The sequence below is a fragment of the Anaeromyxobacter diazotrophicus genome, assembly GCF_013340205.1.
Taxonomy (GTDB): domain Bacteria; phylum Myxococcota; class Myxococcia; order Myxococcales; family Anaeromyxobacteraceae; genus Anaeromyxobacter_A; species Anaeromyxobacter_A diazotrophicus.
This window is the reverse complement of record NZ_BJTG01000009.1, coordinates 118,830-145,066: the sequence shown is the minus strand read 5'-3', so window position 1 is coordinate 145,066 and position 26,237 is coordinate 118,830. Positions and strand designations below refer to the sequence as shown.

The window sequence follows — 26,237 nt, the reverse complement described above, 5'->3', positions numbered from 1 at the left end:
GGACGCACGGGCTACACTGGCCGAGATGAACCCCGCCGCGTGCCCGCACTGCGATGCTCCCCGCGTGGACGGTCCGGAGTGCCCGCGCTGTGGCGTCATCTACGCTCGGGCGCACCGGCGCGCGCCAGCTTCCGGGACCCCCGCCGGCGTCGACCTGCGCACGGCGGACGCGCCTTCGACGGCGGCGCTGGCATCGACGCCAGGCACGCAAGTGGTCTGGGGCGGAGCGGCCGATGACGCGCGCACCGAGCTCACGCTCCGCGCCATCGGTCCTCCGGTGGCGCTGCTCGTGTCGTGGCTCCTCGTCTCATCCCCGACCGGTCACATGCTGGTCCGGACGTTCCTGTCGATGTGGGTGCACGAGCTGGGACACGCGGCGGCGGCCTGGCTCTGCGGCCACCTGGCCTTCCCTGGCCCCTGGCGTACCCCCATCTCGGACAGCCGACATGCCCTCGTCGTCCTGGTGGTCGCTGCGTCCTTCGCGTACGTCGCCTGGCGCGGGTGGGCGGCGCGGTCTCCGAGCCTCATCGTGACCGGGGCAGCCGGGCTCGTGGCGCAGCTGGTCTGCGTGCTGCTCCCGGCGAGGCCGGCCCGCGCGTTCATCACGTTCGCCGGTGATGGAGGAGCGCTCGTCCTGGGGACGCTGCTCATGTCGACGATCTACGTGCCTCCGGAGAGCCGCATCCGCCAGGGCGCGCTCCGCTGGGGATTCCTCGCCATCGGCGCGGCGAGCTTCGTCGACGCGTTCCGCACGTGGCTGGGCGCGCGCTCCGACCCGGACGCCGCTCCGCTGGGAGAGATCGAGGGCGTGGGGCTGTCCGACCCGAGCGCCCTCATGCAGGTCCACGGGTGGAGCCTGCACCGGATCACGGGAGCGTACGTCGGGCTCGGCACGGCGTGCGCCGCGGCCTTCTTGGCGCTGTACGTGTACGGGCTCCTGCGCGCCCGCAGGCGTTGAACGCGCGCAGCGCCGCGAGGGCAACGACGCCGGCGTCAGCTGCCGCTCAGCTCCGCCGGTTGCCCAGGAGCCGCGGGAGCGCCAGGGAAGAACGGGACTCGCCACCCGGGCATGGCTCCTCCACGAAGAGTGTACCCGCCCGGTCGCCGGAAGGTGCGGCGCGGAGGATGCACTGGCGCTGGCCCTCCCTGTGGCCAGACGAGGACGACTGAGAGCCCTCGTGCAGGAGCGCGCCCGCGGGACGGACTCGGCGGCGCGGGATCAGGGTTTGGTCAGGACGCGGGAGGAACGCCCTGCGTACGTTCTCGCCCGTGACGCCGACGTGCGCACGAGGAGGACGGACATGTACCTGCACCTGACGGACACCGGGAGCGCGAGCGAGATGCTCGGTCACCCCATCCGCGACCGGATGAACGCGTGGTTCTTCCGCGCGATGGACGGCTATGTCCACCGGAAGTACCGGCACATCAAGCGCGAGCTCTTCGGAGGACTGCCGCGCACAGTCCTCGAGATCGGGCCCGGGGACGGCGGCAACTTTCGTTACCTCGACGCGGGAACGCACGTCATCGCGGTCGAGCCGAACGTGCACATGCACGCGAACCTGCGGGCGGCGGCGGCTCGGCACCGCGTCACGGTGGACGTCCGCGCCGCGGTCGCGGAGCGCCTGCCGGTGCCGGACGGGAGCGTAGACGCGGTGATCTCGAGCCTCGTGCTCTGCACCGTGACCGATCCGGAGCGCGCGCTCGCGGAGGTCCGGCGCGTGCTCCGCCCCGATGGCCGCTTCTGGTGCGTGGAGCACGTGGCGGCGCCGGAGGGGAGCTGGGTAGCGCGCGTGCAGCGGCTCGTGAAGCGGCCGTGGCGGTGGTTCTTCGAGGGCTGCGACACCCAGCGCGACGTGGCCGAGCTCTTGCGGGACGCCGGGTTTGCCGCCGTCGAGATCACGCCGTTCACGCTGCGCACGGTCTTTCTGCCGATCCGGCCGCAGATCGCGGCAGTCGCGGTCAGGTGAGCGCCGCATGGGGCCGGGCGGCCGCCCGCTCGAGGAGCGCCACGAGCTCACGCTCGAGGGTCGGGCGGCCGCCGAACAGGAACGCGTGATCCTCGCCGGGGGGCTCGACGAGACGCGCGCCCGGGATCGCGGCAGCGAGCGCGCGCCCGTTCCCGACGCGTACGACGCGGTCGCCGGTCGCGTGCAGCACGACGGACGGCGTCCGCACGCGCGGTAGCAGCGGCCGGACGTCGATCCCGATGTTCATCTCCAGGAGCTCGAGGGCCGCGCCTGGGCTCGCGCCCTCCTGCTCGGCCCGGGCCGCCCAGGCGCGCAGCGGCGGGGTGAGGTGGCGGGCGGGGACGAACGCGCGCATCGTCGCGCCGGAGCCCCAGCCGCTCGCGATGTACGCGCGAAGCGTTGCGACCTCGACGTCGCTCCAGCCGGCAGCGTGGTCCGGCGCGGCCGACATGCGGGCAAAGGCGCCGACGAGGGCGAGGCCGCGCACGCGGATCGGCCGCGTCACGGCAAAGGTGAGCGCGAGCGGACCTCCCTCCGAGAACCCGACCAGCACAGCCCCGGGAGACCGCACTGCGTCGAGGACGGCCTCGAGGTCCTCCACGCGCTGCGGCAGCTGCGGCAGCGCCTTCACGCGGTCGCTCGCGCCCGTCCCGCGCTTGTCGAACAGGAGCACCCGGGCGCGCGCGGAGAGCGTGCGGACGAGGTCGGATACCCCCCGCAGCTCGAGCGCGGTGCGCATGCCGAGCGCCCACCCGAGCACCAGGACGATGTCGAGGGGACCCCGCCCGACCGTGCGGTACGCGATGTGGACGTCGCCGGAGCGGACGTACTTCGGGGGCGCCTCCGCGGCTGCGTCGGCCGGGTCCGGGTCGACCTCCGCGAGCTCGCCCACGAACCGGTATCCCTGCCGCGCGTGGGTGCGCAGCAGCCCGCGATCTGCCGGACGGAACGCGCGGCGCGCGAGGCTCACCGCGCGCTGGAGCGATGCGTCCGTGACGACCGCGTCCGGCCAGAGCTCCCGCAGGATCTCATCCTTGGGGACGACGCGATGCCGGTTCCGGACGAGATAGGCGAGCACCGCGAAGACCTGCGGCTGGAGCGGCCGCGGCTCCCCTTCGACACGCAGCTCGCGGCGCGCCAGGTCGAGCTCGTACGCTCCGAAACGCCAGCCCGTGCCGGCCATGTAGCTCCTGCGTGCTCAGCTCCGCCGGTTGCCCAGCAGTCGCAGGAGCGCCAGGAACAGGTTCACGAAGTCGAGGTACAGGGCGAGGGCGCCGTTGACCGGCATCGCCGCGCTCCCGCCGCCCGCGCGCGCCAGCGCCCGGAGCTTCTGGGTGTCGTAGGCGGCGAGGCCGGTGAAGACGACGACCGCCGCGCACGAGATGACGAACGACATCGCGCTCGAGTGCAGGAAGATGTTCACCACGCTCGCGATGACGATGCCGATGAGGCCCATGAAGAGGAAGCTGCTCCAGCTCGAGAGATCCCGGCGCGTGACCGTGCCGAACACGCTCATGGCGCCGAACGTCCCGGCGGTGGTCACGAAAGCCAGCGCGACCGAGCTGCCGGTGTAGGCGAGGAGGACGACCGACAAGGTCGCGCCGTTGAGGGCGGAGTAGACGAGGAAGAGGCCACCGGCAGCCGCGGCGGAGAGCCGGTTCACCGCCGCCGAGATGGCGATGACCAGCCCGAGCTCCGCGATGAGGAGGCCGAAGAACACGAAGCGGTTCCCGATCACGAACCGGAGCGCGTCCTCCGAGCCCGCCACCGAGTAGGCGACGAGCGCGGTGAGGCCGAGGCCGAGCGTCATCCAGCGGTAGACGGACGCCATGAAGCGGCGCTCGACGTCGGAGCCGGCGCGGACGAGCACCTGTTCGCGAGCGGGGAAGCGGGCGGAGTCGAAGGGCATGAACGGAACCTAACACGCGGCGGGCGTCGCTGCCGTGCGCGGGTGTCGCGCGGCGCTCCAGCAAGCCCGGCGGCGGCGAGGCTCGCCTCGGGCCAGACTTGAAGATAGTCTCGACGCAGCGTCCACCATGCCTGCCCCTTCCCCGACCTGGGTTAGCCGCTACCTCGCGCTGCTCGGCGTCGAGCACGCGGCGCCGAGCCTCGAGCAGCTCCGGCAGCTCGTCCGGGCGCAGGTGCTGACGGTGCCCTTCGAGAACTCGGGGTCGCTCCTCCGGCGCCAGGCCGCCGGGGCGGGGCCGGTGCCGCCGCTCGACCCCGAGGCGCTCCTCGCCGCGTGGGAGCAGCGCCGCGCGGGCGGCGTCTGCTTCGAGCACACCGAGGCGTTCGGGCTGCTCCTCGCCGAGCTCGGGTACCCCGTCACGCCCATCGCCGGCGAGATCTCGTTTCCGGGCTCGCACCAGGCGCTGCTGGTGGAGGCCGGCGGCGCGCGCTGGCTGCTCGACGTCGGGGAGGGCTCGCCGCTCCTCGAGCCCATCCCGCTCGACCGCGCGTTCGAGGTCCGGCGGGCGGGCCTCGGCTTCCGGTTCAAGTCCGACCCGGCCGACGCCGGGGTCTGGCTCCTCGAGCGCGCGCTCGAGGGCAGCTGGAAGCCGTTCTGCCGCTTCTGGCTGCGGCCGCAGTCGCGGGCGGATCGCGAGGTCGCCTACCAGCGCCACCACCGCGCCGGCGAGACGTGGGTCACGAACTCCATGGTCCTCGTCCGCTGCCACGAGGACGAGGTGGTCTCCTTCCGCGAGTTCAAGCTCACGCGCTTCACGCCGGCCGGAAAGGCGACGGCGCCGGTCGAGGCGCCCGGCGCCTGGGCGCGGCTGCCCGGCCTCGCCGGCCTCCCGGCCCTGCCGCTACCGGCGGCAGCCCGGGCCTGGGCGGCCATCAACGGGCGCGCGCTGCCGGCCGGCGCGTGAGCGGCCTCAGCCCTTGAACGCTGCCTGGAACATCTTCATGGACGCCTCCCATGACTTCCGGTCGGCGTCGGCGTCGTAGCCGAGCGCGTCCATCCCCGCCTGGGCGGCCTCGGGGTTGGTGAAGCTGTGCTTCGCGTGCGGATAGGTGATGACGCTGATGTCCGCGCCGGCGTCCTTCAGCTCCTTGACGAACGCGTCGATCTGCGACTTCGGGACCAGCGGATCGTCGCCGCCCGTGTTGATGAGGATGCGGGGCTTCACCTTGCCCGGCACGGGCTGGTCCGCCGACGGGATCGCGGCGTGGAAGGTCGCCACCGCGGCGAGATCCTCGCCGGCGCGCGCCATGTTCAGCGCGACGTTGCCGCCGAAGCAGTAGCCGACGGCGCCGATCTTCTTCGGGTCCACCTGCGGCTGCGCCTGGAGGAGCTTCCTCGCCGCCTCGAAGCGCGCCCGGACCACCGCGGGGTCCTTCGAGGCCTCCGCCATGAACGCCTTGGCGTCCTCCAGGTGCTTCGTCACCTTGCCCTTGCCGTACATGTCGAGCGCGAAGCCGACGTAGCCCGCCCTGGCGAGCCGCACCGCCTGGTCGCGGGCGTGCTGGTTCTCCCCCCACGCCTCGTGGATGACGAGGACGCCCGGCCGGCTCCCCTGGGCGGCGTCGTCCCAGGCGAGGAATCCCTCCAGCGCCGTGTCGCCCTGGCGGTAGTCGATCACCTTCGTCTTCACCTCGGCGCGCGCGGTCGCGCCGGCGAGCGCGAGGAAGGCGGCGATCACCCACTTGGTCCCGTGCATGGGCACTCCTCCGGAGCGCCCTGTCATTTCCCCGCATCGAGGCGCGCGCAACCGGCAGACCCGCAGGGGCCACCGCCGCGAAGACGGCGGGGTGTCTCGCCCGCACCTGGCCAGTCGATCCTTTGCCGAAGTGAGTGCGCCTCGAGTGAGGCCGAGGGCGGCGTGGCTGCCGGCGCCGCCCCCGGCCGTCGCGCTCACGGCCGCGGCTGGGCTGGCACTCGGATGTAGTAGCGCAGCGTCGGGCCGTCCTGTCTCATCCCCAGGTACTCGTAGCCGTGGTTCCGGGCGTCGTGGGGGATGGTGTTCACCGACTGCGCGCAGTCGCTGATCACCTCCAGCACGTCACCGGGCGCGAGCTGCGGCAGTGCTTCCAGGGTGGCGACCGCCGGGTAGGGGCAGGGCTCGCCGTGCATGTCGAGCCGGTGGGTGGGGACGAGGAGGTCGAGCTCCCCCGGAGTCAGCGGGCTCATCCGAGCACCCCCGTGGCGGCCGCGGGTGAGGTGGAGCGGGCGCGCTCGCCGCCAGCGCGCGTCAAGAATCGGCGCTCCCACCAGACGAGGAGCAGGAACGAGGTGAGCAGGCCGGCGTACGTGATGGCGAGCCCGCCGACCGGGCCGAGCGCCTGCAGCAGGTTCACCTTGGGGTAGGCGAGCGCCAGCGCCGGCGCGACCCGATCCCAGAGCCAGGCGAGCACGGTGGCGCCGGCGATGTTGCCCACGCCCACCACCCAGAAGTGCACCTGCCCCTCCACCGCGCGATACATCCAGCCGGTCTCGCAGCCGCCCGCCACCACGATGCCGAGCCCGAACAGGAACCCGCCCACCAGCGCGTTGGGGCCGGCCCAGAAGATCTTGGGGGCGACGCCGAGCAGGACGTAGCTGAAGGTGCCGACGGCGCTCGCCGCCATCCCGGCGAGGATCGCCTTGGCCATCAGCGTGCGGCCCGTGATCCAGAGGTCGCGGAAGGCGGCGGTGAAGCAGATCTGCGCCCGCTCGATGAGCAGGCCGAACGCGAGCCCGAACAGGCCCGCCAGGCCGAGCTTGAGCTGGCGGGTCGCCACCACCAGCGCCACGCCGGCGAAGGCGGCGAAGAGCAGCGCACCGAGCCAGAAGCGTCGTCCCGCGGCGGGTGCGCGCACCTGCGCCGCGGCGGTCACCTTCTCCACCCTCACCGGAGCGCGGAAGACCGGGTGGAGCGCGACGCGGACCCCGGCCCAGCTCCCGGCGGCGGTGGCGACGGTGAACATCCAGGCGTGGAGCGAGAACTGCGGGATGCCGGTGAAGAAGGCGGCCAGGTTGCAGCCCATGGCGAGCCGAGCCCCGAAGCCGGCCACGAACCCGCCCAGGAAGCCCTGGACCCACCGAACGCCGTGGCGTGGCGCGCGCAGCTTCACGTTGTTGGCCCACAGCGCGGCGGCCAACGCGCCGGCGAACATCCCGAGGACCACCCAGCCGTCGACCCGATCCCAGGGCAGCCCCTGCAGGCCGATGGCGCGGAAGTACCCCCAGCGCTCGGGGTGGGCGCCGGCGAGCTGCATCAGGTGGCCGCCCCAGCGTGTGAACTCGCCGGTGACCGCCCAGAACGTGCCGGTGACGCCGAAGTAGTAGGCGGAGAGCACCCCCGCCACGGCGACGGCGGGGGTGGGGGACCAGAAGCGAACGAGGTACTTCTCGCGGAACGACGGTGCGTGCATGCGTGCTCCCTCCGAGCGCGGCTCGGGGCGCGGTGTGTGGACGTCGGGGCTGTGTCGGGGAAGCCGCCGGCCTCCCGGCCTTTCGGCCTCAGCGCTGGAGCGGGCTGCGTGCTTCGACGGAGCGCATGCTGTTCACCTCCTTCCAGGCGCGGCAGTCTAGTCGCTGGGCCCCGATTCTCAAGCTCACCCCAGGTCAAAAACGTACCGCGCGCTGCCGGAGAAGGATCCGAGCTACCTCACGATCACCTTCGTCCCCGCGGGCGGGTACAAGTTCTCGACCACCTCTACCCGATGCTCCTCGAGGCCACGCAGAAGGGCATCGACGACCTCACGCAGCGGCTGGTCGAGAACGTCTGAGCGGTCGATCGCGAGCGGCGGACGCGCGCGCCGCCGCCAGCCACGGCCCGCGCGTCCGCGGTGCTTCCCCGGTGGTCACCCGTGCCTCGCGACGAGATTCCAGGCGGCACGCAGCGGCAGCGTCCGCGCTGCTACTGCGCAAGCCCGATCTGCTTCATGAACTCGCCGTTGTCCCAGAACAGGTACTCCTCGAACATGATGCCGTCCTTGTTCCAGTGGCCGATGGTCGCCATCGGGATGCGGTAGGCCTTGCCCGTCGGCTGGAGGGTCTTCCCGTCGGGCAGCACCATCGGCTTCGTGAAGGTCCCCTCGAGCCAGCCGGTCACGGCCGTCCATTCGCCGTCCGGGGTGCCGAAGCGCACCGGGTGCTCCTTGATCCGGTTGTCGGGCGCGAAGGTCCACATGTACTTCAGGTCCTCGATGTGCTTCTCGAGGCCCTTCGTCTGGTGGCCGTCTGGCCAGTGCACGACCACGTCCTTGGTGTGGCTCTTGTGCAGGTCCTGCCACTGCTGGCCGGTGTAGACGCGGAAGTCGAGGTCGTCGAAGTTCGCGAGGTTCTTCGCGAGCGCGGCGGGGACTCCCTTCGGCTTCGGGGTGGGCTCCCCGACCTTGGTGCCGGGCCAGGCGTTCTCCGCGGCCTGTGCGGGCGCCGCCGCGAGGAGCGCGGCGAGGGCCGCGCCGGTGAGCAGCGTGATGCGGTTCAGCTTCTTCATGGCTTCCTTCCCTTCTTTGCGGTGGATGCTGCGTGAGCGGCCGACGAGGTCGGTCGCGGTCTCGAGGCCTCGGCGGCGGCGGCGAGGTCGGGCGCGAGCCCGGCGATGCGGTCGCAGCCGAGGGCCTCCTGGACGGCGGGGAACAGCGTCGATTCCTCGAACCGCGCGTGCTCCTCGAGCTTCTTCTCCAGCGCGGCGCGCGCTGCTGCGCGCGCTCCGCCGCGGGCCTCCCGGAGCTCGCGAGCGAGGCGCCGGAGCGCCACGTGGTCGCTGAGCGTGAACACGATGGCGGCGTCCGCCTCCGAGAGCCGCCTGGCGAGCTCGGGGATGAGCACCTCCTCCTCGGCGCGGCAGTGCGGGAGCACCTCGAGGTCCCAGAGCGCCAGCAGCCGCGAGGTGCGGTCCTCTTCCCCGGCGCCCGCCCGCCCCGCGACGTCCGCGAGCCAGCGCGCGTGCTCGGCCGAGAGGCGCCGGAGCTGGGGGCAGAGGGTCACCGGTGGCTCCGCTACCCGACCTGCGCGGCCGCCTGCTTGATGGCCTGCAGCTCGATCTCGACGTCGACGCGGTCCGCGACGAGCACGCCGCCCGTCTCGAGCGCCTGGTTCCAGGTGAGGCCGAAGTCCTTGCGGTTGAGCGAGGCGGTCGCGGTGAAGCCGGCGCGCTGGTTGCCCCAGGGGTCCTTGCCCTGCCCGCCGTACTCGACCTCGAGCGCGACCTCGCGGGTGACGTTGCGGATGGTGAGGTCGCCGACGATGCGCAGGCGCTCGGGCGAGAGGACCTCGACGCGGCGGCTCTTGTACGTGAGCGCCGGGTACTTCTGGGCGTCGAGGAAGTCGGGGGACCTGAGGTGCTGGTCGCGGTCGGCGACGCCCGTGTCGATGCTCGCGGCGTCGATCGCGACCTCGACCGACGACCGCGCCAGGTCTGCCGTGTCGAGCGCCAGCTTCGCGCTCCACTTCGCGAAGTGCCCCCGCACCTTCGAGATCACCATGTGCCGCACGGTGAGGTTCACCGAGGAGTGCGCGCCATCGACCTGCCAGCTCTCGTTCGCCATGTTCGTCTCCGGGAGTTCGGGTTTCGTCTCTCGGCGAAGAGGTGTGCAGCGCGCGGGCCAGCGGCGGGCGTCGGGTAATCACCCGGGATCAGGGGCATTCACGATCGGGGGCGTTCGGCGCGGTGGCTCATTATGAGACGGTCCGGCTCAGTTCGATCAGGACGGGAAGAGCCGACGCGGAGGCGCACGTGCGTGCCGAGGACCTCGACCTTCGTGAGCTGCTCTCGTTCGAGTCGAAGGGCGGGATCATCCGCTTCGGCGGTGAACGCGCGCTCATCCTCGACGCCGTCGCGCTCGGGCTGCTCCGCAAGGAGCTCATCGACAGCGTCGGCCTCACGGCGGCGCGGGGCGTCCTCACCAGGTTCGGGTACGCGCACGGGTGGCGAACCGCCGAGAGCATGCGCTCCGGGTTCCCGTGGCAGAGCGAGCGAGAGTGGCGCGTCGCGGGCGGCCGCCTGCACATGCTCAACGGGTCCGTGGTGATCGAGCAGCCGGCGCCGAGCCTGGCGTCGTCGCCCGAGCCCTTCGTCGAGTCCATCTGGCACGAGTCGTACGAGGCGGAGCAGCACCTGCTCCACCTCGGGCAGGCCGACGAGCCCGTGTGCTGGACACTGGCCGGGTTCGCGAGCGGCTACCTGTCCTTCGCCAACGGGCGCGAGGTCTACTGCCTCGAGGACCGGTGCCGCGGCAAGGGCGACGCGACCTGTCACCTCGTCGGCCGGCTGAAGGAGGAGTGGGGGCCGGAGGTGGAGCCGCAGCTCGCCGCCTACCGCAAGGAGAGCGTCGACGCGGCGCTGGAAGGAGCGACGGCGGCGCTGCGCGCGGCGGAGCGCCGGCTGAAGGCGCGCCGGCAGGAGCTGGCCCGGATCGCGCCGGGCGTCGAGGAGCGCGCGGGGCTCGTCGTGAAGAGCGAGGCGATGCACCGCGTGGTCGATCTCGCGCTGCGCGTCGCCAAGGTGGGGTCGACCGCGCTCGTCACCGGCGAGAGCGGCGTCGGGAAGGAGCGGCTCGCGCGCATCATCCACGACGCGTCGCCGCGGGCTGGCCGCCCGTTCGTGGCGGTGAACTGCGGCGCGGTGACGGAGACGCTGCTCGAGAGCGAGCTCTTCGGCCACGCCCGCGGGGCGTTCACGGGCGCCGACCGGGAGCACGCCGGCCTGTTCGAGTCGGCGAACGGCGGGACCCTGTTCCTGGACGAGATCGGGGAGATCTCGCCGGGGATGCAGGTGAAGCTGCTGCGGGTCCTGCAGGAGCGCGAGGTCCGGCGCGTGGGCGAGAACCGGCCGCGGCCGGTGGACGTCCGCGTCGTGGCCGCGACGAACCGGGACCTCGCGGCGGATGTCGCCGCGAAGGCGTTCCGCCAGGACCTCTACTATCGGCTGCGCGTCATCGAGCTGCGCGTCCCGCCGCTCCGGGAGCGGCCCGAGGACGTGTTGCCGCTCGGCCGCGTGTTCCTCGCCGACACGTCCCGCCGGATGGGGCGCAAGATCACCGGGTTCACGCCGCGCGCCGCCGACCAGCTCGTCCGGTACGAGTGGCCCGGCAACGTCCGTGAGCTGCAGAACGCGGTCGAGCACGCGGTGGCGCTGAGCCAGGGGAGCCGGATCGAGATCGAGGACCTCCCGGAGGAGCTGCGCGCCGCGATGCCGCGCCCCCGGGTCACCGCTCGGACCAGGGCGCTCGAGGACGTCGAGCGCGAGTACATCCTCGCCGCCGTCGAGAGCGTCGGCGGCAACCGGACCCGCGCCGCCGCCGACCTCGGGATCGGCCTCGCCACGCTCAAGCGAAAGCTGAAGCGGTACGGCGCTGGACCGGCGGACGGCGCGAAGGTCGGTCGCGCGAGTCCCGCGAGAAAGGCGCGGACCTCACGCACGCGTTGACTGCGGGCCCCGTAGACGGTTCTGTCAGGCACCCACGCCGACGTGTCGGCGTCGACGCGGCGGAAAGCGTTTGGCGGCCAGCTCCTCCTCAGCGCCGCACCGTCGCCAGCGCGATGGCGCTCGCCACCGCCAGCGCGGCGCCGACGAGCGAGCGGAGCGCCGGCCGATCACCCTCGAAGCGGGCGCTGAAGGGGATGATCACCACCGGGCAGAGCGCCACGATGGGCAGCACCACGCCGCTCGGCGCCGAGGAGAGGGCCGCCTGGTAGCAGGCCACGCCGACCACCGGACCGAGGAGCACCACCGCGAGGATGAGGGCCGCGAGCCGCCCGGCGGGGATCGGCGCGCGGGGGCGGGGAGCGTCGAGCGCGCCGGCCGCGGCGTCCTTCCCGGCCCGGGCGCGCCAGAGGAGCCAGGCGAGCAGCCCCACGACCAGGCCGCCCAGGATCCGCTGGAAGGCGGCGGTGAGGCCATCGACGCGCAGGCCACCCGCCGCCGAGAGCTCGAAGGCCCGCCGGGAGACGACCGCCCCGACCCCCTGGCCGCTCGCGGCGAGCAGGCCCCAGGCCAGGCCGCGCCGCAGATTCCCGGGGGCGACGTGCGGGTTGTCGGAAGGGACCAGCGCCAGCGCCACGCCTCCCAGCACCCCGGCCCCGCAGGCGAGCTCCGCCGGCGCGAGCGAGGTGCCCAGCCAGAGCCACTCCACCAGCGCACCGATGGGGGCGGCCAGGGTCTGTGTCATGAGGACGGTGAGGCGCGAGCCGAGGGTGGAGAGCGCGAAGTAGAGCCCCAGGTCGCCGAGGCCGAAGCCGATCACGCCGCTCGCCGCGAACCACCAGATCCCCGCCCCCTCGAGCCCGCGCCCCACCGTGAAGGCGAGAACCGCCAGGAGGACCGCGGCCAGCGCGAGGCGCACCAGGTTGGCGGTCAGCGTGCCGAGCGCCTCCACCAGGCGCCGCGCGGCGACGGAGCTCGTCGACCAGCAGAGGGTGGTGAGGAAGGCGAAGAGCATGGGGGGCGAGGCATAGCACGCCGGCGGGTTCTCGATGCCGTGGCCGCGCCATCGCAAGAGGGCGAGTGCGACCAAGAGGCGTCCCCACAGCCAGTACGCAACCGCTGGCGCCACCGGCGCCAGCAGTAGAACGGCAGTTCCAACCGGATTGCGATGACCGGGCTGAACTCGGTTGTCGGTGAATGGGCTACGAGCACGAGGAGCGAACCGTCCGGTCGGGCGAGCGACTTCACCGCTCAGTCTGGCAGCATGGCGGTCACGCGCTCTCGGACCCTCTGGTCCTCGTGCCGAAGTTCGCCAGCCAGAACTGAACGGCTCAGCGGATGCCGCCGGTCGAACGCGCAAGCGACGCCGTCGAGGTAACCGCCCGAGCGAGGCCGTCTTGACGGTACGCGCCGCGCCCACGGCATCGCCGCCAGGCGGTTACGGGTTGGAGTCGGTCAGCTGCTCTCGAAAGACCACAAACCGAGTTGCGCCCGCTGTGGACTGGATGCTCCACGGCGATGCCGTGTCCACTTCCACGAGTTCACGGCCGTCGTCTGCGCGTCGCGAACCGACGACGGTACAGTCGATGAACGCAGCGCACGGGTACGCGCTGTCGGCGGCCAGATGATCGCGGCTCACGACGGGCACCTTCTCCTCGAACAGGTGATGCGTGCCCGAAGCGTCGACAAGCCGGCACAGTACCCAGCCCGGCTGAGCTCCGTCCGTGAATCGCTCGACTGTGACCCTAATGGCGATCATGCAATCGCTCTCTCTCTGCGCGTGCAGATGACGTGCCGCGAGCGTCAACCGGTTCGGTGTTGGCGGTCAAGCTGGTAATGGCAAGTCCGATAGGACCAGAACCCCCTCGATGCCTGGCCGCGCCACTGCATGAGTGCCAGCGCGACCAAGAGGCGTCCCCAGATCCGGTACGCGACAGCGGGTACTGCCAACGCCGCCAACAGAGCGGCCGCGACCGAGTTACCCGCTCTCCAGGCTCCGACAGCGAAGGCGCTCGGGATGGCGAGAAGGACCAGACATCCGAGGTTCTCGGTCCTCCGGCCCGGCTTCGGAGTGGCCGTGCGTTTGGAGAACTTCTTCGTCGCCACCTTGGCTCCCGCCAGCAGTTACCGAACCGCCTCATTCGGCCGGCCCACGCCTTCCGGTTCATGGGCGGGCCGGATTCCGATGACGGGGCTGTACTCTGCGGACGGTGAGTGCGCGACGAGCACGCGCAGCGAACCATCGCGACCCGCGTGCGATTTCGCGGCCCACTCGGGAAGTATGGCAACCACCCGCTCTTGGACTGCCTTGTCCCCATGTCGGAGTTCGCCAGTCAGCAGAGAACGACGCAGAGGATGGCGGCGGTCGAAGGTGGGAACGACACCGTCGAGGAGGACGGAATGCTGGTAGCCCCGCACGATGGTTCGGAGCATGTGGACGTACTTCTGGAGAACGACGGCGCCCCACAGCAACCCGCCAATCGTAAGTGACGGCGAACTGCGGAGCGCCCCGAGGCCGGTGGGCAGAAGGGCCATGCACCACCACGCCCACGCCTTCCAGCTTCGGGCATCGGTGGCAAGTTGAGCGCGGTACGACCAGCGCCGAGCGTCGCGCGTGTAGAAGCGGAACTCGTCGGGGTCATCGGTGTACCAGCCGTCGATGTACCGGAGGGGCTTCGAGGTGTCGGTCACATGCTCATCCTGCCCGAGTTGAACTGCGAGTGGGTGGAGACCAAGCCCCGGAGACCACGCGAGACCAAGGCCGGGAAAAGAAAAAGCCTCCGTTTCCGGAGACGTGAAGTGGAGGCGCCGGGAATCGGAACCTGCCGGGGCATGGTGACGTAAACGTCTGATGACGCACGCCATTTTCATCGAAGCCGCTGTGCCCCAGCCGGTTCCGGCGCCTCCGCCTCCAACGCGAGCCGACGCGACCTGACAGGAATCGCCCGGAGTCGTGGAGGCGGGGTTGGAGGCGAGCGCGGTTCTGCTGTCCGGTCTCCCTCGATGCCGTGCCCGTCGGTGTCTGCGACGGTGCGCTCCTAGGGGCCAGCATCCATCGGGCCTTCGAGCCCCCTCGGTCGGACTGTGGGGCACGCGACTCAACGTCTCCGCCCACCTTCTCGGGGTTCGCGCGACTTACCCGGTCGTCGTGGAGCTCTGCTCGCTCCTTCAAGCTTGGCGGTCGGGTGCTCGTCGATACGCTCTGGGAGTCTTGTCGCGTTGCTTAGCGACGAAAAATCGAGACGCACGAATGACGAGAGGAAGTGCTGCGAGCAGAAATCTTTCGCGATACAATAGGCAATCGCGTCCAAGGCCATTGTCCAGTTGCCGATGAGTTCGCTCTTCGCCGGCCTGAACTCGAGTTCGAGAACGTTGTACTTCTTGCGAACTGCCTTGCGGGAATGTGTCTTATGGTAGGCAGTCTTGGCGTTGAACCCGAGGCAGTCTAGGCGCTCGAATTGACCCAGGAGGGTCCGCTCGTCAAGCCCAGTTAGGCGGCAGAGAAGCTCCAGGTCGATGTGCAAGTTCCGGGGAAGGCTAGCGGGACAGGCGTGGTAGAGCAGCAGGCCAAGTGCCTTCCGTTCCTCTTCTCTCATGAGTCGGAGCTGGGCGAACGCATCGCGAACGGCCGCCTCGATAAGATGCACCGCTGTTTCCGCGTTTCCTTCGGCCTCCTTGTGAAGGAACTTTCGGAACGCGCGTAGGTATCCGTTGTGCTCGGGATCGTCTCCGGCCAGCAGCCATTCGATCACGCGATCAGGGAGCGTCGGCAGGAATTCGGCACGTTCGAAACGCCCGATCTTGTCCCGGATCATGCGCGCGAGCTCAAGTGCCGGCAGGTTCTGCAGGCTCACATATCCGACGGTCGGCAAGAGGCCGGGAATTTCTGTTGCGTCGAACCGCGCCGGAAGAATCGTTTCACTGCTTTCCGAGAATGCCCGCGACTGAGCCGCTCTGCGTTCGTGGTTCGTCCAGACTTTCCTCGCGTAGTGCCGCGAGATGAACAGAACGGAGTACCTGGCTCGTCGGGAGTAGATCTCGCTGAGGTGAACGTACAGGTCCTTGCCCCAGAGCGTGATTTGTTCGTACTTATCGTAGAAGACCTTGAACCCCATGGTGCGAAGGTCTCTCGCAACCTTCTCGACGTAGTGGCGGTCCTCGCCGGCGAATGACAGAGCAACGTCGAACTCGAATGTATCCGGGCGCGCTGACTTCTGGCTCTTGCGCGCGGAGCGGGCGGCCATAGGGGTCTCCGACGAACCTCAGGTCAGTGTTGCCGTTTTATACTCCGACGCCCGCGTCACAAACGTGCAGGCAAGTGCGCCCCGGACATCAGCGCTTCAGCTCTTCGTAGCAGGCACCGTGCGCGCACGGAACGCAGCCACCCAGGACTTCAGGGCGTTCGCATCCGCGAGCACCTCATCGAATTTCGGCAACCCGGCTGCCAGCTCTGGCGGTTGAGAGTGCTCGAAGGATGACAAGCGCGTCATGAGTTTATCGAGCAGCGCGCAGTCTTCGACCGTGATCTTCGCCAGCAGGGTTAGCTTGTCTTTGGTTACGAGCGCGCGGCGGAAGCGAAGGACCACGCCGCCGAGCAGCTCCTCCTCGATCGTTCGTTCGGTCAGAATCCGCAGGTCGCTGCAGCATCCCTTCATGAATGCCGAGTACGACTCAACGTCTCCGGCTTCGGCGCGCTTCTTGGCCTCCGCCAGGCGCCTGCCGATTAGATCGTTGAGGGCCTTGTCGACCCTGCTTTCGAGCACATTGGTCTCGGTTACCAGACCGATGCGGCCTTCCAAGCGACGGAGCGACAGCTCTTTGAGCTCCACTGCCTTCCCACTCTCGATCTGCTTCGCCGCAGTGCTCTCCTTCTTCGCCGCTTCTTTCAGAAGCGTGACTAGAGATAGCCGATGGGTGAACACGATCACCTGTCGTGTCTTCGACAACGCTACGAGTCGCTCTGCGACCCGTTCCTCGAATTCGATATCGAGGGACGACACGGGATCATCGAAAACGAACGGGGTGCGCGCTCCCGCAACGGTCACGTCCGCGAGGAACGCTGCAAGTGCTACGACGCGAGCCTCTCCTTCGCTAAGTACCTGTCCAGGCTGAGCAGGCTTCTTGGCGCCAACGATCGCTAAGCTAAAAGTGATTCGGCCCTTGAGCTTCCCAGCCTCAACGGGCGCCACCTGGAGTCGCTGCGCCCCTAGCGCCACCAGTTCCTTTTCGAAGCGGTTGCGATAGCCGCCGATCAGCTCCTCTTCGGCGAGTTCGTTCTTCTTCTTCGTGAGCGGGGCGGTGTTGGTTAGCTTGGCGGCTGCATCGACTGCCGCGACTTGCTTGAGTCGATTGAGCTCGCTGAGGAGCGCGGCCAAGTTCTCACTGCACCAATCCAGCGCCTTCAGTTCTGCCAGTTCGGCTTCGAGCTTGGCTCGCTCGCCCTCATTCTGAGCACTCTGCAGCAGCTCGCGTTCGTTCTGCAGTGTCAGCCGCCGAGCTTCCAGTGCCGTCTTGATAGTGCTGCTGTCGAGGGCGGGGACGCTCGCGGGACCGGATGCCGCCGCGAGTGCATTCACCCTAGCGGTGGCCGCGCTTCGAAACACCTCCGTTGCTGGCCCGCAGTCTGGGATCTGCGAAAAGTGTGCAGCCCAATCGTCCGGCTTCGGGATCGACGGGAGTGCTTCAAGCAGTTGCTGGTGAAGGTGTTCGGCTGCACGTGCTTGGGCCTCCACCTCACCTCGCACAAAGGCTTCGAAGCTGATGATCCGGCTACGTGCATGTTGGGAGAAGGACTGCTGGCACAGCGGGCACAACCCGTCTCCCTCTAAATACGGGAACGTGTGCTCCGGATACGCTACCGTGTTGGAGTAGGTTCGCGCAGCCTCCCACATCAGTCTCCACGGTTCCCCTCCAACCCCCGGGAGGCCGGCTTGGTCGAACGTCTTCGATGCGAACGCCTGCGCCGCCTTGCGCAAGCTCTGAGCCGCACTAGCTGTCTTGAGCAATGTGCTGGCTTGCTCGTCGGCTAGAGCCAGCGCGATGGCATCTACCTTCTCTGCTAGGTTCTTGAGGGTTGTCAGCGTAGCGTCTATCTGCGCAGTCCTGGTTGCTGGGTCCGGCGCCGCCAGCGCCTGCTGAATGCTCTTCACGCGTTCGTCATGGGTGGCCGAGCGCTTGAGCCTGAGTTGAACGGCGTCCGCTGTCAGCGATGGTTTCAGGTTGGCAACGTAGGTCCCTGCCTGTGTCGGCTTCACTGCCACGGGAATGGCAGGGAGCGCGGACACTAGGTTGCCCTTACGCCGCTGCAGCTCTGCCCTCACTCGGTCGCAGACGTCTACAAGCCCCGTCAGAAACCGCAGGCGCCGCGGCTCGTAGCTCGCTTCCGCCTTCTCTGTCACGTAGAAGCGAGCGACATCCGCATCGAAGACGTGCAGTTGCTTCATCTCTGGGAGGGGACCCGCAGTTGCCTTCCAGCTCACCTTCGTTTCTGCGCCGTCGCGCTCAAGAACGAAGTCGGCACTGGTGTCCGGCTGCTCGGCGGTGAAGACGTTGGTCAGTAGCGTCGAGCTGACGCGAGAGCTGGCGGCGTGTTTTGTCAGCTTCGCGAAACCCGACTTTCCGGTGCCGTTATGCCCGTACACGATCGCAAGGTCTGCGGGGGCGAAGTCGAGCTTTGCGGTTGGGTCAAGCGCATTCACGCCGGCCACAGACTCGATCCGCTTCAGGCGTACCTGGACTCCCTGTGATGCTGGGTCGAAAGCGTTCGCCGGAAAAGCCGGGAAGTCGACCTTCGATCCGGCCGCCTCAAGGAGGCACAGATCTGCAAACTTTGTGATCCGCTCTTCGTCTGGACTCTTCTGGCTCGCCAGGAGGTCTGCTGCGGCGCTCTGGAGCCATTGTGGCTGAGAGCCCATCCATGTATCGAAGGTCTCGGGCACTGAGTCTCCCCCCCCCGGTGTCTGTGCGTGTTGTACCTTTAGCGCAGCGGCTCGACACCGAAGTAGACCGGCAGTGCGCCTCAGCCGCAAGTTTGCTGCTATCCCTCGTCGAGCGATCCTGCGGTGTGCCGCCTTCTTCGTAGCGCCGATCTGCGGGAGCGTTCGCGCAGTGTCTGCGTTGGCTACGAGCCACCTGGTACACGCCGGGCTGCGGCGTGGCGAGATCATCGCGCTCGAATGGAGCGACGTTGATCTCGGCCGGAAGCGGCTTCACGTCCGGCGGAGCGAGTGGAACGGCAAGGTCACCGTTCCGAAGGGCGGGCGTGACCGCTACGTCCCGCTCACCGAGGCGCTCGCGGCGGCGCTCCGGACACACCGGCATCTGCGCGGGCCGAGGGTGCTCTACGCCAACGACGGCTCCACGCCGACGAACAAGATCGTCCGGCGCTGGATGGAGCGGGCGCAGAAGCGCGCGGGCCTCGAAGTCACGGACCGTGTGCACGTCCTCAGGCACACGTTCTGCTCGCACCTCGCGATGCGGGGCGCGACGCCGACCGCGATCCAGGCGCTCGCCGGCCCTACGACGCTCGGCGTGACCCAGCGGTACAGGCACCTCACGCCCGAGGCGAAGGACGACGCGATCCGGCTGCTCGACCGGCCACCGTCGGAGGTGCTCGTCGGGTTGGAGGCGCACCCGCCCCCCGGAGGGTAAATCGAGTGCGATCCGGTAGTTAGGTGGTGGAGGCGCCGGGAATCGAACCCGGGTCCGAAAGACTTTCTACGAGAGGTTCTACGCGCGTATCCCGGAGTGAATACGTGAACGGCTGGCCCCGGGCCTCCTACCGCTCACGTCCTCGCCCTTTGGTCTCGACCCAGGCAAGGCGGCTCGCTTCCCGCCCAGGTCCAGTCGGAGCTGACGTCCTGACCCGTTACCCGACGCTCACGGGGGGACGCGCGGCACTTTAGGCCGCGAGAGCCATCGGCTCGTTCGCGTTTCTGCTTGGTCTCGTTTTTACGTGGCCTCGTGACCAACCACGGCGCGCACCAGACGCAGTCCATCCTCCGTCGAAGCCAGTTCGCCCCCTTGAAGACTGCGAACCTGCCGTCATTAGTAAGATCTGGGGGTCCGGAGTCAAGCGGCGTCGCCTCGTGCGGCAGGGGCTGGCGGGGACGGCACCGGTCGGGGCTGTGGCCATTCGTCGCCTCCCTTCTCCGGGGGAGTGCCTCCTGGCGCCTCTGCCTTCAAGGTTCGAGGTGGGAGGGCGGCGCACGGTCGGCTGGCGCGCCGCTCGGGGGAGGCCTCTTGGGCGAGCGCATCGCCAGCGTGCTCCTCTCGCTGGGGGGACCGGAGCGGAGCGACGGGCTGGCCGAGACCCTGCGTGAAGCCGGGGTCGAGGTCACGCTGGGCCCGGCCGCTGGCGCCGCCGAGCTGGAGCGCCTCGACGTGGCGGTGGTCGAGCTGGCGGACTTCTCGGGCAACGCGAGCTGGGCCATGGAGGCGCGCCGCCGGCACCGCGACCTCGAGTTCGTGGTGGTGGCCGGCGCGGACGAGCTCCCGGCGGCGGTCCGCGCGCTCCGCCAGGGCGCCGCCGATCTGCTCGCCGCCCCGGTGGAGGCGGGGGCGCTCCGCGACGCCGTCGCGCGCGCGGTCGATCGGGTGATGGCGCGGGCGGCGGCGCGCGAGGCGGACGAGCTGGGCCGCTCGGCCGAGCTGGGCCGGCTGGCGGGGGGCCTCGCGCACGAGATCGCGAACCCGGTGGCGGTGATCCTCTCCGCGATGTCCGGCGTGGCCGACGGGCTCGACGCCGCGGCGCGCACGCCGCTCGGCGGCTCGTGGCGGGCGCTCGAGCAGGCGCGCGAGTCCGCCGACGAGGCCTCGGCGGCGGCGGAGCGGCTCAAGGTGCTGGCGCGCGACCTGCGCTCGGTGCTCCGCGCCGACCCCGCGGCCCTGGCGCCGGCCGACGTCTCCGAGGCGGTGCAGGCGGCGCTCCGCATCGGCCGCGCCGAGATCGTCGCGCACGCGCAGGTGCTGGTGGACGTGCCGCCGGGCCTCTACGCGCTCGCCAACCAGGGGGCGCTCACCGAGGCGCTCCTCCACGTGCTCGCGCGCGGGGCGCGCGCCATCGCGGCGGCGGGCCGCCGGCGCGCGCCGCTGCAGGTCCGGGCGGCGCGCAGCGGCGAGGCGGTGGTGATCGAGGTCGAGGACGACGTCCCGCAGCCCGCGGCGGACCCCGCGCTCCGGCACCTGGCGCTGAAGCTCCCGAGCGGCGTCGCCCCGGCGGCGGGCGCGCGCGGCCTCGCCGTGGCGGCGGCGCTCGTCGAGCGGCAGGGCGGCTCTTGCTCGGCGCGCGCGGCCGCCTCGGGCGGGACGGTGCTCGAGCTCAAGTTCCGGGCGGCGGCGGCCAGCGCGGCGCCGTGACGCAGCCCCATTCGGACCCCGGGCGCGGCAGGGATTGTATGCTGTATACCTAGCCTATGCCGCCCGCCGAAACCTCAATGAATCAGCCCATCGGGATGAAGCTCTCGGAGCAGCTTCGGGAGCGGATCGAGGAGCGCATCGTGGTCGGCGAGTACCCGCCCGGCGCGCGCCTCGACGAGATGGAGCTCGCGAGCACCTTCGGCGTGTCGCGCACCCCCATCCGCGAGGCGCTCATCCAGCTCGCCTCGGCGGGCTTCGTCGACACGAGGCCGCGGCGCGGGTCGGTGGTGGCGCAGATCCCACCCGAGCGGCTGCGCGAGATGTTCGACGTCATGGCCGAGCTGGAGGCGGTCTGCGCGCGGCTCGCAGCCACCCACAGCACCGAGCCGGACCGCGCCGCGCTGGAGGCGGCGCACCGCGCCTGCGAGGAGGCGCTGCGGGCGGACGACCCCGACGCCTACTACCGGCTGAACGAGCGGTTCCACCTCGCCATCTACGCGAGCTGCCACAACGGCTTCCTCTGCGAGCAGGCCACCCAGCTCCACCGGCGGCTCCGCCCCTACCGGCGCCTGCAGCTCCGGGTGCCGGGCCGGATGTCGTCCTCGTTCGAGGAGCACGCGCAGGTGGTGGAGGCCATCCTGCGCGGCGACGGCGAGCTGGCGGCGAGCCGCCTGCGCGCGCACGTGGCCATCCAGGGAAACCGGTTCGCCGACCTCGTGAAGGCGATGGCCCCGCCCAAGGAGCAGGCCGGCGCCGGGGGCGGGCGGACGGGCTCCTAGCGCCGCGGGAGCGCCCGGCCAGGGCTGACGAGGTGCCGGATCAGCCTCCCGCCTGCTTCAGCGTGAACGCCGTGTTCAGCAGCCGCTCGCGCGCGTCGGCCACGGCCCAGCCCGAGCTGGCGGCCAGCGTCCGGAGCGCCTCGAGGCTGCGAGGGCGCACCGCCGCCGGGCTGCCGCGGTGGAGGAGCGCGCCGGCGCGGCCGGGCGAGTTGAGGGTCCCGCAGACCGCCGTGTCGAGCCGGCAGCGGGCCCGCATCGCGCGCAGGTGGGTCGCGACGCACGCGTCGTCGGCGTAGTCGAACAGGCCGCCCTCCGCCGAGAGGGCGAGCAGCGCCGCGGCGGGGATCTCCGACAGCGCGCCGTCGAGGCCCGACGCGTCGGCCCAGTCGTAGGGCGCGTGTCGAAGGTCGATGCCGAGGCCGTCCAGGGGCCCGCCCGGCGCGCGCCATGCGCGCAGCGCCGCGCCGCCGAACTCCGCTAGCGAGCGATCGGGCTCCAGGACGAGCACACGGACAGGGCGGCCCTTCAGCAGGGGAGGATCGGCGCGCGCCAGCCGCAGCAGCGCGTTGAGACAGTCCATCGCCGGACCGCCGGCGAGCGACACCAGCCAGAGCGGCCGGTCAGGGTCCTCCCGGAGCCGCGGCGCCAGCGCGGCCTCGAGCAGCTCGGCGACGTCCTGCATGCGGAGCCTCAGGGAGAGGCCGGCGAAGCTCCCGCCGATGCGCCGATCCAGCTCGGTGGCCCACGGCGCGTCGAGGTGCGCGGGGCCCAGCTTCAGGAGGTAGGTCGTGAGGCCGTCGAGGACCTCGCCGCGGGCGCGCACGAGCCCCCTTCCAATTCGAGATCGGCGCAGGAGCCGTGGGAGCAGGAACCGGTCGAAGAGCCTCCGGACGAGCGAACCCTGCGCGTGCGTCCGCTCCGCGATGAAGTCCTCGCCGAGGCGCTCCAGCGCCTGCGGGTCGAGCGCCACGCGGAAGTCCGGGTGATCGAGGTCGATGAGCGGGAGCCGGAGCCCGTCCGGCCCGTCGGCGTGGAAGACGCGCGGAGGGCGCGAGGGAGCGTCCACGGCTATGCCCCCTGCTTGGAAGCGCGTAGGCAGTCGTCGGTCACGCCGGGCTTGGTACCCGGATAGAACCGGCCTGTCAATTGTATCCAGGTACAACGTTGTACCCGGACGCAACTCCGAGGCGGGCGCGCCCGCCGCCGGGCTCAGCCCTCCCGGGCGCGCCGGAGCCGCGCCGCCAGCGCCGCGATCGACGCGCCCTCCGCCGCGAGCGCCCGCGCCTCGGGGAAGGCGGCCGCGGCCAGGTCGGAGAGGGTGTGGCCGGGCGGCGCCTCCACGAAGAGCCGCACCCCCAGCTCGTGGAGCAGCACGGTCGCGTCGTGCCAGCGCACCGGCACGGCGGCGTTGCGCGCCAGGTCGTCGCGCACGTCCTCCGCCCCGCGCGCGAGCCGCGCGCGGACGTTCGTGACGTAGGGGATGCGCGGCGCCGCGAGCGGCACCTCGCGCAGCGCCTCCGCCAGCCGCGCGGACACGCCGTCGAGGAGGGGGCAGTGCGAGGGGACCTTCACCTCGAGCAGCTCCGCCCGCCGCGCGCCGGCCTCCCGGGCGAGGCGGAGCGCCTCCTCCAGCGCCGGCCGCGCGCCGGCCAGGACGAGCTGCGCCGGCGCGTTCACGTTGGCCACGAACACCGGACCGGCGCGGGCGCGCGCCTCGGCCGCGAGCTGCGCGACCTGCGGCTCGCCCAGGCCCACCACCGCCGCCAGCCCGTGGCCCTCCGGGAACGCCTCCTCCATGGCCGTCGCGCGGAGCCGCACCAGCCGCGCGGCGTCCGTGAGCCCGAGCGCGCCCGAGGCCACGGCGGCGGTGAAGGCGCCGAGCGAGAGGCCGGCGACCGCGTCCGGCTCGGCTCCCGCCTCGGACAGGGCCCGCGCGAAGGCCGCGCCGGCCGCGAAGAGGGTGAGCTGCACCGCCACCGTGGAGGCGAGGGCGTCCGCCCGGTCGAGCGCGCGCACCCCGCCGCCGAGCGCGGCACTCACCTCGTCGAGCGTGCGCGCGACGGCCGGATGCGGGGGCAGGGCGGACAGGAAGCCCGGCCGCTGCGCCCCTTGCCCCGGGAAGAGGAGCGCGCTCCTCACCGCGCGCTTCCCTCACGCCAGGGATCGGCGACGCGGCGCGGCCCGGCGGCGGTGCGGAGCGCGACCGCCGCGGTGTCCGCGGCGTACTCCGCGAGCGCGAAGGCGCCGGCCGGCGTCTCGACCTGCGCGTCGATGCGGACCGGGCTCGCGGCGAGCCGCCCCCAGAGCTCGCGCGCGAGCTCGCGCGGGAGCGGGGCGGGGGCGCGCACCACGAGGTCGAGGTCGCTCGCGGCGCCCGCCGCCGCGGCGCCGGTGGCGAGCTCGAAGCCGACGCTGCCGGCGGGGCCCCAGGCCAGCCCGGCGCGCGCGAGCGCCTCCTCCGCCAGCTCCAGCGCCGGCGTGAACGGCCACCTGCGCCGGGCCGGCGCCCGCCAGCCGCGGGCCGCGGCGAGGTCCTCGGGGGAGAGCCGCCGGAGGACGGACGCCTCGGCGACCCAGGCCGCGAGCCGCTCCTCGCGCCGCGCGCCCCGCACGCCCACCGGCCAGCGGCCCCGCTCCGGCGCCGCCCGGCGCGCCACCACCCACGGCGCGCGCGAGAGGCTCTCCCGCGCCCACTCCGGCAGCGGCCCGTCCAAGGCGAGCGCCTCCGGCCCGGCGAGGGCGAGGAGGTCGTGGGGGCGCGGCGCGCCGGCGGGGCAGGGGGCGGGCACGGTCGCTGGGAAGTCGCCGGCCGTCAGCCGTCCCACTGCTCGGCCAGCCTGCGGCGGACCTCGATCGACGCCGCGCGCCGCGCCCGGGCGGCGGGCGATGCGAGGCGGGGCGAGAGGTCGCGCGGGCCGGAGCGCGCGTCGGCCACGGCGGCCGCGATCTCCCGGCGCACCCGCGCCACGTCGTGGCCGGACGGCGCGTCGGCGCTCACCCCTTCGATGAGGCGGTGCACGAGGCCGAGCTGCGCCAGCGCGCGCACGCCGTAGGCCATGGGCAGGACCTTCTCGCCCAGCGCCTCCACCTCCGCCACCGTGCGCCGGGTGACGCGCGCCGCGGAGCTCTTGCCCATCGCGTGCACCTGCACCCCGGCGTCGTCGAGCGCCACGATCCGGTTCGCCTGGTAGCCGTGGGCCAGGAAGCCCCCGGACATGGCGCGGCCGACGAGGAGCGCCACCACCGGGTGGCCGGCGAGCCGCGCCGAGGCGTAGGCGTCCACCGCCGCGGCGCAGGCGAGGTGCAGCCCGAGCAGCTCCTCCAGCCGGCCGTAGGCCTGGCTCGGGACGTCCACCACCGCCACCAGCGCCCGCCGCGGACCGGCAGCATCCGCCTCGATCGCGGCGCGGACGTGGCGGGCGAGCGCCCACCCCTCCTCGAGCCCCACCTCGCCGCCGCGCGCGCGGGGGAAGCGGCCCTCGGGATCGGGCACGACCGCCAGGAAGCGCGCCGGCTCGTCGCCGAGCGGCGCGTCCCTCATCCGCACCGAGGCGGGCCCGCCGGGCACGAGCCCGTCTCCGCCCGCCAGCGCCGCGAGCCAGGCCGCGCCTCGGCTCACCCCTGCCGCTCCGCTCATCGCCGGCCTCCCCACGCGTACCGGAGCGCCGCCGCGCCGGGCGGCGCCGCCGGGTCGATCGCCGCCAGCCGATCCAGGAACAGCCCCACCCGCTCGCTCCGGGCCGCGGCGGGCGCGGGGACGGCGAAGGCGCGGCGGACCGCGCCGCTCACCGCGCCGGCGTCGTCCTCGACGAGCGCGTCGGCGAGGCCGGTCAGGTACCGCTGCTCGCCGCCCACCAGGCTCCACACCAGCGGGCGGTCCGCCGCGTCGAGCTCGTCGAGCCCCGCCTCCTGCTCCACCACCTCGGGGCCGTTCAGCCCGAGGCGCGCCTGGCGCAGGACGACGAGGTGGCTGCACAGCCCGGCCGCGATCGACATCCCGCCGAAGCAGCCCACCATCCCGCTCACCACGCCCACCACCGGCGCCTCGCGCCGCAGCGCCACCAGCGCGGCGTGGATCTCGGCCACCGCCGCCAGCCCCAGGTTCGCCTCCTGCAGCCGCACGCCGCCCGTCTCGAGGACCAGCACCGGGCGGATGGGGACGCCGCGCTGCCGGTCGCGCAGCGCCGCCTCGAGCGCGGCGGCGATCTTCGCGCCGCCCACCTCGCCCACGCTCCCGCCCTGGAAGCCGCTCTCGACGGCCATCACCACCGCCGGCGCGCCGCCGAGGAGGCCGCGCGCCAGCACGACGCCGTCGTCCTCCTGCGGGACCACCCCCTGCTGCTCCAGCCAGGGCGAGGCGAGCCGGTCGAAGGGGCCGAGGAGCTCGCGGAAGCTGCCCGGGTCGAGCAGCGCGCGGGCGCGCTCGCGCGCCGTGAGCTCGATGAAGCTCTGCCGCGCCAGGGCGGCGGGGAGGGCGCCGCTCATGACGCGCTCTCCTCGAGCGCCTGCTCGAGGCGCAGGGTCACCATGCCCGGCGTGGCGCCGAAGTCGTTGATCTCGACCGCGGCCGCGGCCGGGTGGCGCGCGAAGAAGCGGTCGAGGACGCTCTGCCAGACGGCGCGGTAGCCGTCGACGCTGGTCCGGACCCGCACCAGCGCCTCGGCGCCGGGGCGCGGCTCGAAGAGGACCTCGAGGTCGCCCGACGCGACCACGCCCACGTGGGCGCGGCGCGGGACCGGCTCGGCGCCGGGGTAGCGGAACTCCAGCGTCTCCAT

At 71.8% G+C, this 26,237-nt stretch carries 26 protein-coding genes and 1 other RNA gene; 7 read left to right on the top strand and 20 right to left on the bottom strand.

Features of this window, described 5'->3' with window-relative positions; all coding sequences use genetic code 11:
• The first annotated feature begins 25 nt into the window (after window positions 1-25).
• Together HWY08_RS18060 and HWY08_RS18055 are read left to right on the top strand one after the other, a co-directional pair.
• Entirely contained in the window at window positions 26-958 is a 933-nt protein-coding gene (locus HWY08_RS18060) for a hypothetical protein (protein WP_176067798.1), read from the top strand.
• A 343-nt stretch (window positions 959-1,301) separates the two neighbouring features.
• Entirely contained in the window at window positions 1,302-1,967 is a 666-nt protein-coding gene (locus HWY08_RS18055) for a class I SAM-dependent methyltransferase (protein WP_176067795.1), read from the top strand.
• Here the strand turns inward: HWY08_RS18055 and HWY08_RS18050 are convergent.
• A complete protein-coding gene (locus HWY08_RS18050; protein ID WP_176067793.1) occupies window positions 1,960-3,150 on the bottom strand; it encodes an alpha/beta hydrolase in 1,191 nt (396 codons plus the stop codon). The genes HWY08_RS18055 and HWY08_RS18050 overlap by 8 nt on opposite strands.
• 15 nt (window positions 3,151-3,165) lie before the next feature.
• On the bottom strand, window positions 3,166-3,876 hold the full coding sequence (locus HWY08_RS18045; RefSeq protein WP_176067791.1) for a Bax inhibitor-1/YccA family protein: 711 nt from the start codon (window positions 3,874-3,876) through the stop codon (window positions 3,166-3,168).
• A 127-nt stretch (window positions 3,877-4,003) separates the two neighbouring features.
• On the opposite strand from HWY08_RS18045, the gene HWY08_RS18040 reads away from it, so the two are divergent.
• Complete coding sequence (locus HWY08_RS18040) at window positions 4,004-4,840, top strand: arylamine N-acetyltransferase family protein (RefSeq protein ID WP_176067789.1); 837 nt, start codon at window positions 4,004-4,006, stop codon at window positions 4,838-4,840.
• Between the two features lie 6 nt (window positions 4,841-4,846).
• On the opposite strand, the gene HWY08_RS18035 is transcribed toward HWY08_RS18040, so the two are convergent.
• From HWY08_RS18035 to HWY08_RS18010, 6 genes are all read right to left on the bottom strand, one after another.
• Window positions 4,847-5,632, bottom strand: a complete 786-nt coding sequence (locus tag HWY08_RS18035) for a dienelactone hydrolase family protein (RefSeq protein WP_176067787.1) — start codon at window positions 5,630-5,632, stop codon at window positions 4,847-4,849.
• 194 nt (window positions 5,633-5,826) lie between these two features.
• Window positions 5,827-6,102, bottom strand: coding sequence for a sulfurtransferase-like selenium metabolism protein YedF (gene yedF / locus HWY08_RS18030; protein WP_176067785.1), 276 nt, complete (start codon window positions 6,100-6,102; stop codon window positions 5,827-5,829).
• Window positions 6,099-7,325: a selenium metabolism membrane protein YedE/FdhT gene (gene yedE / locus HWY08_RS18025; RefSeq protein ID WP_176067783.1), complete on the bottom strand. Its 1,227-nt coding sequence runs from the start codon at window positions 7,323-7,325 to the stop codon at window positions 6,099-6,101. The genes yedF and yedE overlap by 4 nt, the downstream gene beginning before the upstream one ends.
• Before the next feature lie 488 nt (window positions 7,326-7,813).
• Window positions 7,814-8,395 carry an ester cyclase gene (locus HWY08_RS18020; RefSeq protein ID WP_176067780.1) on the bottom strand — a complete coding sequence of 194 codons (582 nt, stop codon included), beginning with the start codon at window positions 8,393-8,395 and terminating at the stop codon, window positions 7,814-7,816.
• The gene (locus tag HWY08_RS18015; protein ID WP_176067778.1) at window positions 8,392-8,889 is read right to left on the bottom strand and encodes a hemerythrin domain-containing protein; all 498 of its coding nucleotides are present in this window, start codon (window positions 8,887-8,889) and stop codon (window positions 8,392-8,394) included. Before HWY08_RS18015 ends, HWY08_RS18020 begins: the two co-directional genes overlap by 4 nt.
• An 11-nt stretch (window positions 8,890-8,900) precedes the next feature.
• Entirely contained in the window at window positions 8,901-9,449 is a 549-nt protein-coding gene (locus HWY08_RS18010; protein WP_176067777.1) for a YceI family protein, read from the bottom strand.
• A gap of 188 nt (window positions 9,450-9,637) precedes the next feature.
• Between HWY08_RS18010 and HWY08_RS18005 the strand changes: the two genes are divergently transcribed.
• Window positions 9,638-11,329, top strand: a complete 1,692-nt coding sequence (locus HWY08_RS18005) for a sigma-54-dependent Fis family transcriptional regulator (protein WP_176067776.1) — start codon at window positions 9,638-9,640, stop codon at window positions 11,327-11,329.
• Window positions 11,330-11,417: 88 nt separating this feature from the next.
• On the opposite strand, the gene HWY08_RS18000 is transcribed toward HWY08_RS18005, so the two are convergent.
• From HWY08_RS18000 to HWY08_RS17980, 5 genes are all read right to left on the bottom strand, one after another.
• Complete coding sequence (locus HWY08_RS18000) at window positions 11,418-12,341, bottom strand: EamA family transporter (protein WP_176067775.1); 924 nt, start codon at window positions 12,339-12,341, stop codon at window positions 11,418-11,420.
• A 423-nt stretch (window positions 12,342-12,764) separates the two neighbouring features.
• A complete protein-coding gene (locus HWY08_RS17995; RefSeq protein WP_176067774.1) occupies window positions 12,765-13,085 on the bottom strand; it encodes a hypothetical protein in 321 nt (106 codons plus the stop codon).
• A gap of 365 nt (window positions 13,086-13,450) precedes the next feature.
• Window positions 13,451-14,017: a hypothetical protein gene (locus HWY08_RS17990; RefSeq protein WP_176067773.1), complete on the bottom strand. Its 567-nt coding sequence runs from the start codon at window positions 14,015-14,017 to the stop codon at window positions 13,451-13,453.
• Between the two features lie 407 nt (window positions 14,018-14,424).
• A complete protein-coding gene (locus tag HWY08_RS17985) occupies window positions 14,425-15,570 on the bottom strand; it encodes a toll/interleukin-1 receptor domain-containing protein (protein WP_176067772.1) in 1,146 nt (381 codons plus the stop codon).
• 96 nt (window positions 15,571-15,666) lie between these two features.
• On the bottom strand, window positions 15,667-18,264 hold the full coding sequence (locus HWY08_RS17980) for an AAA family ATPase (protein ID WP_176067771.1): 2,598 nt from the start codon (window positions 18,262-18,264) through the stop codon (window positions 15,667-15,669).
• A gap of 73 nt (window positions 18,265-18,337) precedes the next feature.
• Here HWY08_RS17980 and HWY08_RS17975 point away from each other — a divergent pair, with 73 nt between their 5' ends.
• Window positions 18,338-18,976 carry a tyrosine-type recombinase/integrase gene (locus tag HWY08_RS17975; protein ID WP_235969695.1) on the top strand — a complete coding sequence of 213 codons (639 nt, stop codon included), beginning with the start codon at window positions 18,338-18,340 and terminating at the stop codon, window positions 18,974-18,976.
• A gap of 24 nt (window positions 18,977-19,000) precedes the next feature.
• On the opposite strand, the gene ssrA is transcribed toward HWY08_RS17975, so the two are convergent.
• Window positions 19,001-19,348: a transfer-messenger RNA gene (ssrA, locus tag HWY08_RS17970) on the bottom strand.
• Window positions 19,349-19,567: 219 nt separating this feature from the next.
• Between ssrA and HWY08_RS17965 the strand changes: the two genes are divergently transcribed.
• Window positions 19,568-20,683, top strand: a complete 1,116-nt coding sequence (locus HWY08_RS17965) for a sensor histidine kinase (protein WP_176067769.1) — start codon at window positions 19,568-19,570, stop codon at window positions 20,681-20,683.
• A 77-nt stretch (window positions 20,684-20,760) separates the two neighbouring features.
• Window positions 20,761-21,462 (top strand): GntR family transcriptional regulator, encoded by a 702-nt coding sequence (locus HWY08_RS17960; RefSeq protein ID WP_209005180.1) that lies wholly within the window; start codon window positions 20,761-20,763, stop codon window positions 21,460-21,462.
• 40 nt (window positions 21,463-21,502) lie between these two features.
• Here HWY08_RS17960 and HWY08_RS17955 read toward each other — a convergent pair whose 3' ends face one another.
• The 6 genes from HWY08_RS17955 to HWY08_RS17930 form a co-directional block, all read right to left on the bottom strand.
• Window positions 21,503-22,528, bottom strand: a complete 1,026-nt coding sequence (locus HWY08_RS17955) for a hypothetical protein (protein ID WP_176067767.1) — start codon at window positions 22,526-22,528, stop codon at window positions 21,503-21,505.
• A gap of 143 nt (window positions 22,529-22,671) precedes the next feature.
• Entirely contained in the window at window positions 22,672-23,601 is a 930-nt protein-coding gene (gene mdcH / locus HWY08_RS17950; protein WP_176067766.1) for a malonate decarboxylase subunit epsilon, read from the bottom strand.
• A complete protein-coding gene (locus tag HWY08_RS17945; RefSeq protein ID WP_176067765.1) occupies window positions 23,598-24,251 on the bottom strand; it encodes a malonate decarboxylase holo-ACP synthase in 654 nt (217 codons plus the stop codon). The genes mdcH and HWY08_RS17945 overlap by 4 nt, the downstream gene beginning before the upstream one ends.
• A 23-nt stretch (window positions 24,252-24,274) precedes the next feature.
• Window positions 24,275-25,081 carry a biotin-independent malonate decarboxylase subunit gamma gene (gene mdcE / locus HWY08_RS17940; protein ID WP_209005179.1) on the bottom strand — a complete coding sequence of 269 codons (807 nt, stop codon included), beginning with the start codon at window positions 25,079-25,081 and terminating at the stop codon, window positions 24,275-24,277.
• 14 nt (window positions 25,082-25,095) lie between these two features.
• The gene (locus HWY08_RS17935) at window positions 25,096-25,947 is read right to left on the bottom strand and encodes a biotin-independent malonate decarboxylase subunit beta (RefSeq protein ID WP_176067763.1); all 852 of its coding nucleotides are present in this window, start codon (window positions 25,945-25,947) and stop codon (window positions 25,096-25,098) included.
• Entirely contained in the window at window positions 25,944-26,237 is a 294-nt protein-coding gene (locus HWY08_RS17930) for a malonate decarboxylase subunit delta (protein ID WP_176067762.1), read from the bottom strand. Before HWY08_RS17930 ends, HWY08_RS17935 begins: the two co-directional genes overlap by 4 nt.

Coding starts and splice junctions, on each gene's coding strand:
- HWY08_RS18040 (WP_176067789.1), top strand. CDS start 4,004: ATGCCTGCCCCTTCCCCGACCTGGGTTAGCCGCTACCTCGCGCTGCTC.
- HWY08_RS18050 (WP_176067793.1), bottom strand. CDS start 3,150: ATGGCCGGCACGGGCTGGCGTTTCGGAGCGTACGAGCTCGACCTGGCG.
- HWY08_RS17930 (WP_176067762.1), bottom strand. CDS start 26,237: ATGGAGACGCTGGAGTTCCGCTACCCCGGCGCCGAGCCGGTCCCGCGC.
- yedE (WP_176067783.1), bottom strand. CDS start 7,325: ATGCACGCACCGTCGTTCCGCGAGAAGTACCTCGTTCGCTTCTGGTCC.
- HWY08_RS17995 (WP_176067774.1), bottom strand. CDS start 13,085: ATGATCGCCATTAGGGTCACAGTCGAGCGATTCACGGACGGAGCTCAG.
- HWY08_RS18035 (WP_176067787.1), bottom strand. CDS start 5,632: ATGCACGGGACCAAGTGGGTGATCGCCGCCTTCCTCGCGCTCGCCGGC.
- HWY08_RS18045 (WP_176067791.1), bottom strand. CDS start 3,876: ATGCCCTTCGACTCCGCCCGCTTCCCCGCTCGCGAACAGGTGCTCGTC.
- yedF (WP_176067785.1), bottom strand. CDS start 6,102: ATGAGCCCGCTGACTCCGGGGGAGCTCGACCTCCTCGTCCCCACCCAC.
- HWY08_RS18055 (WP_176067795.1), top strand. CDS start 1,302: ATGTACCTGCACCTGACGGACACCGGGAGCGCGAGCGAGATGCTCGGT.
- HWY08_RS17985 (WP_176067772.1), bottom strand. CDS start 15,570: ATGGCCGCCCGCTCCGCGCGCAAGAGCCAGAAGTCAGCGCGCCCGGAT.
- HWY08_RS18000 (WP_176067775.1), bottom strand. CDS start 12,341: ATGCTCTTCGCCTTCCTCACCACCCTCTGCTGGTCGACGAGCTCCGTC.
- HWY08_RS17935 (WP_176067763.1), bottom strand. CDS start 25,947: ATGAGCGGCGCCCTCCCCGCCGCCCTGGCGCGGCAGAGCTTCATCGAG.
- HWY08_RS18010 (WP_176067777.1), bottom strand. CDS start 9,449: ATGGCGAACGAGAGCTGGCAGGTCGATGGCGCGCACTCCTCGGTGAAC.
- HWY08_RS18020 (WP_176067780.1), bottom strand. CDS start 8,395: ATGAAGAAGCTGAACCGCATCACGCTGCTCACCGGCGCGGCCCTCGCC.
- HWY08_RS18060 (WP_176067798.1), top strand. CDS start 26: ATGAACCCCGCCGCGTGCCCGCACTGCGATGCTCCCCGCGTGGACGGT.
- HWY08_RS17960 (WP_209005180.1), top strand. CDS start 20,761: ATGAATCAGCCCATCGGGATGAAGCTCTCGGAGCAGCTTCGGGAGCGG.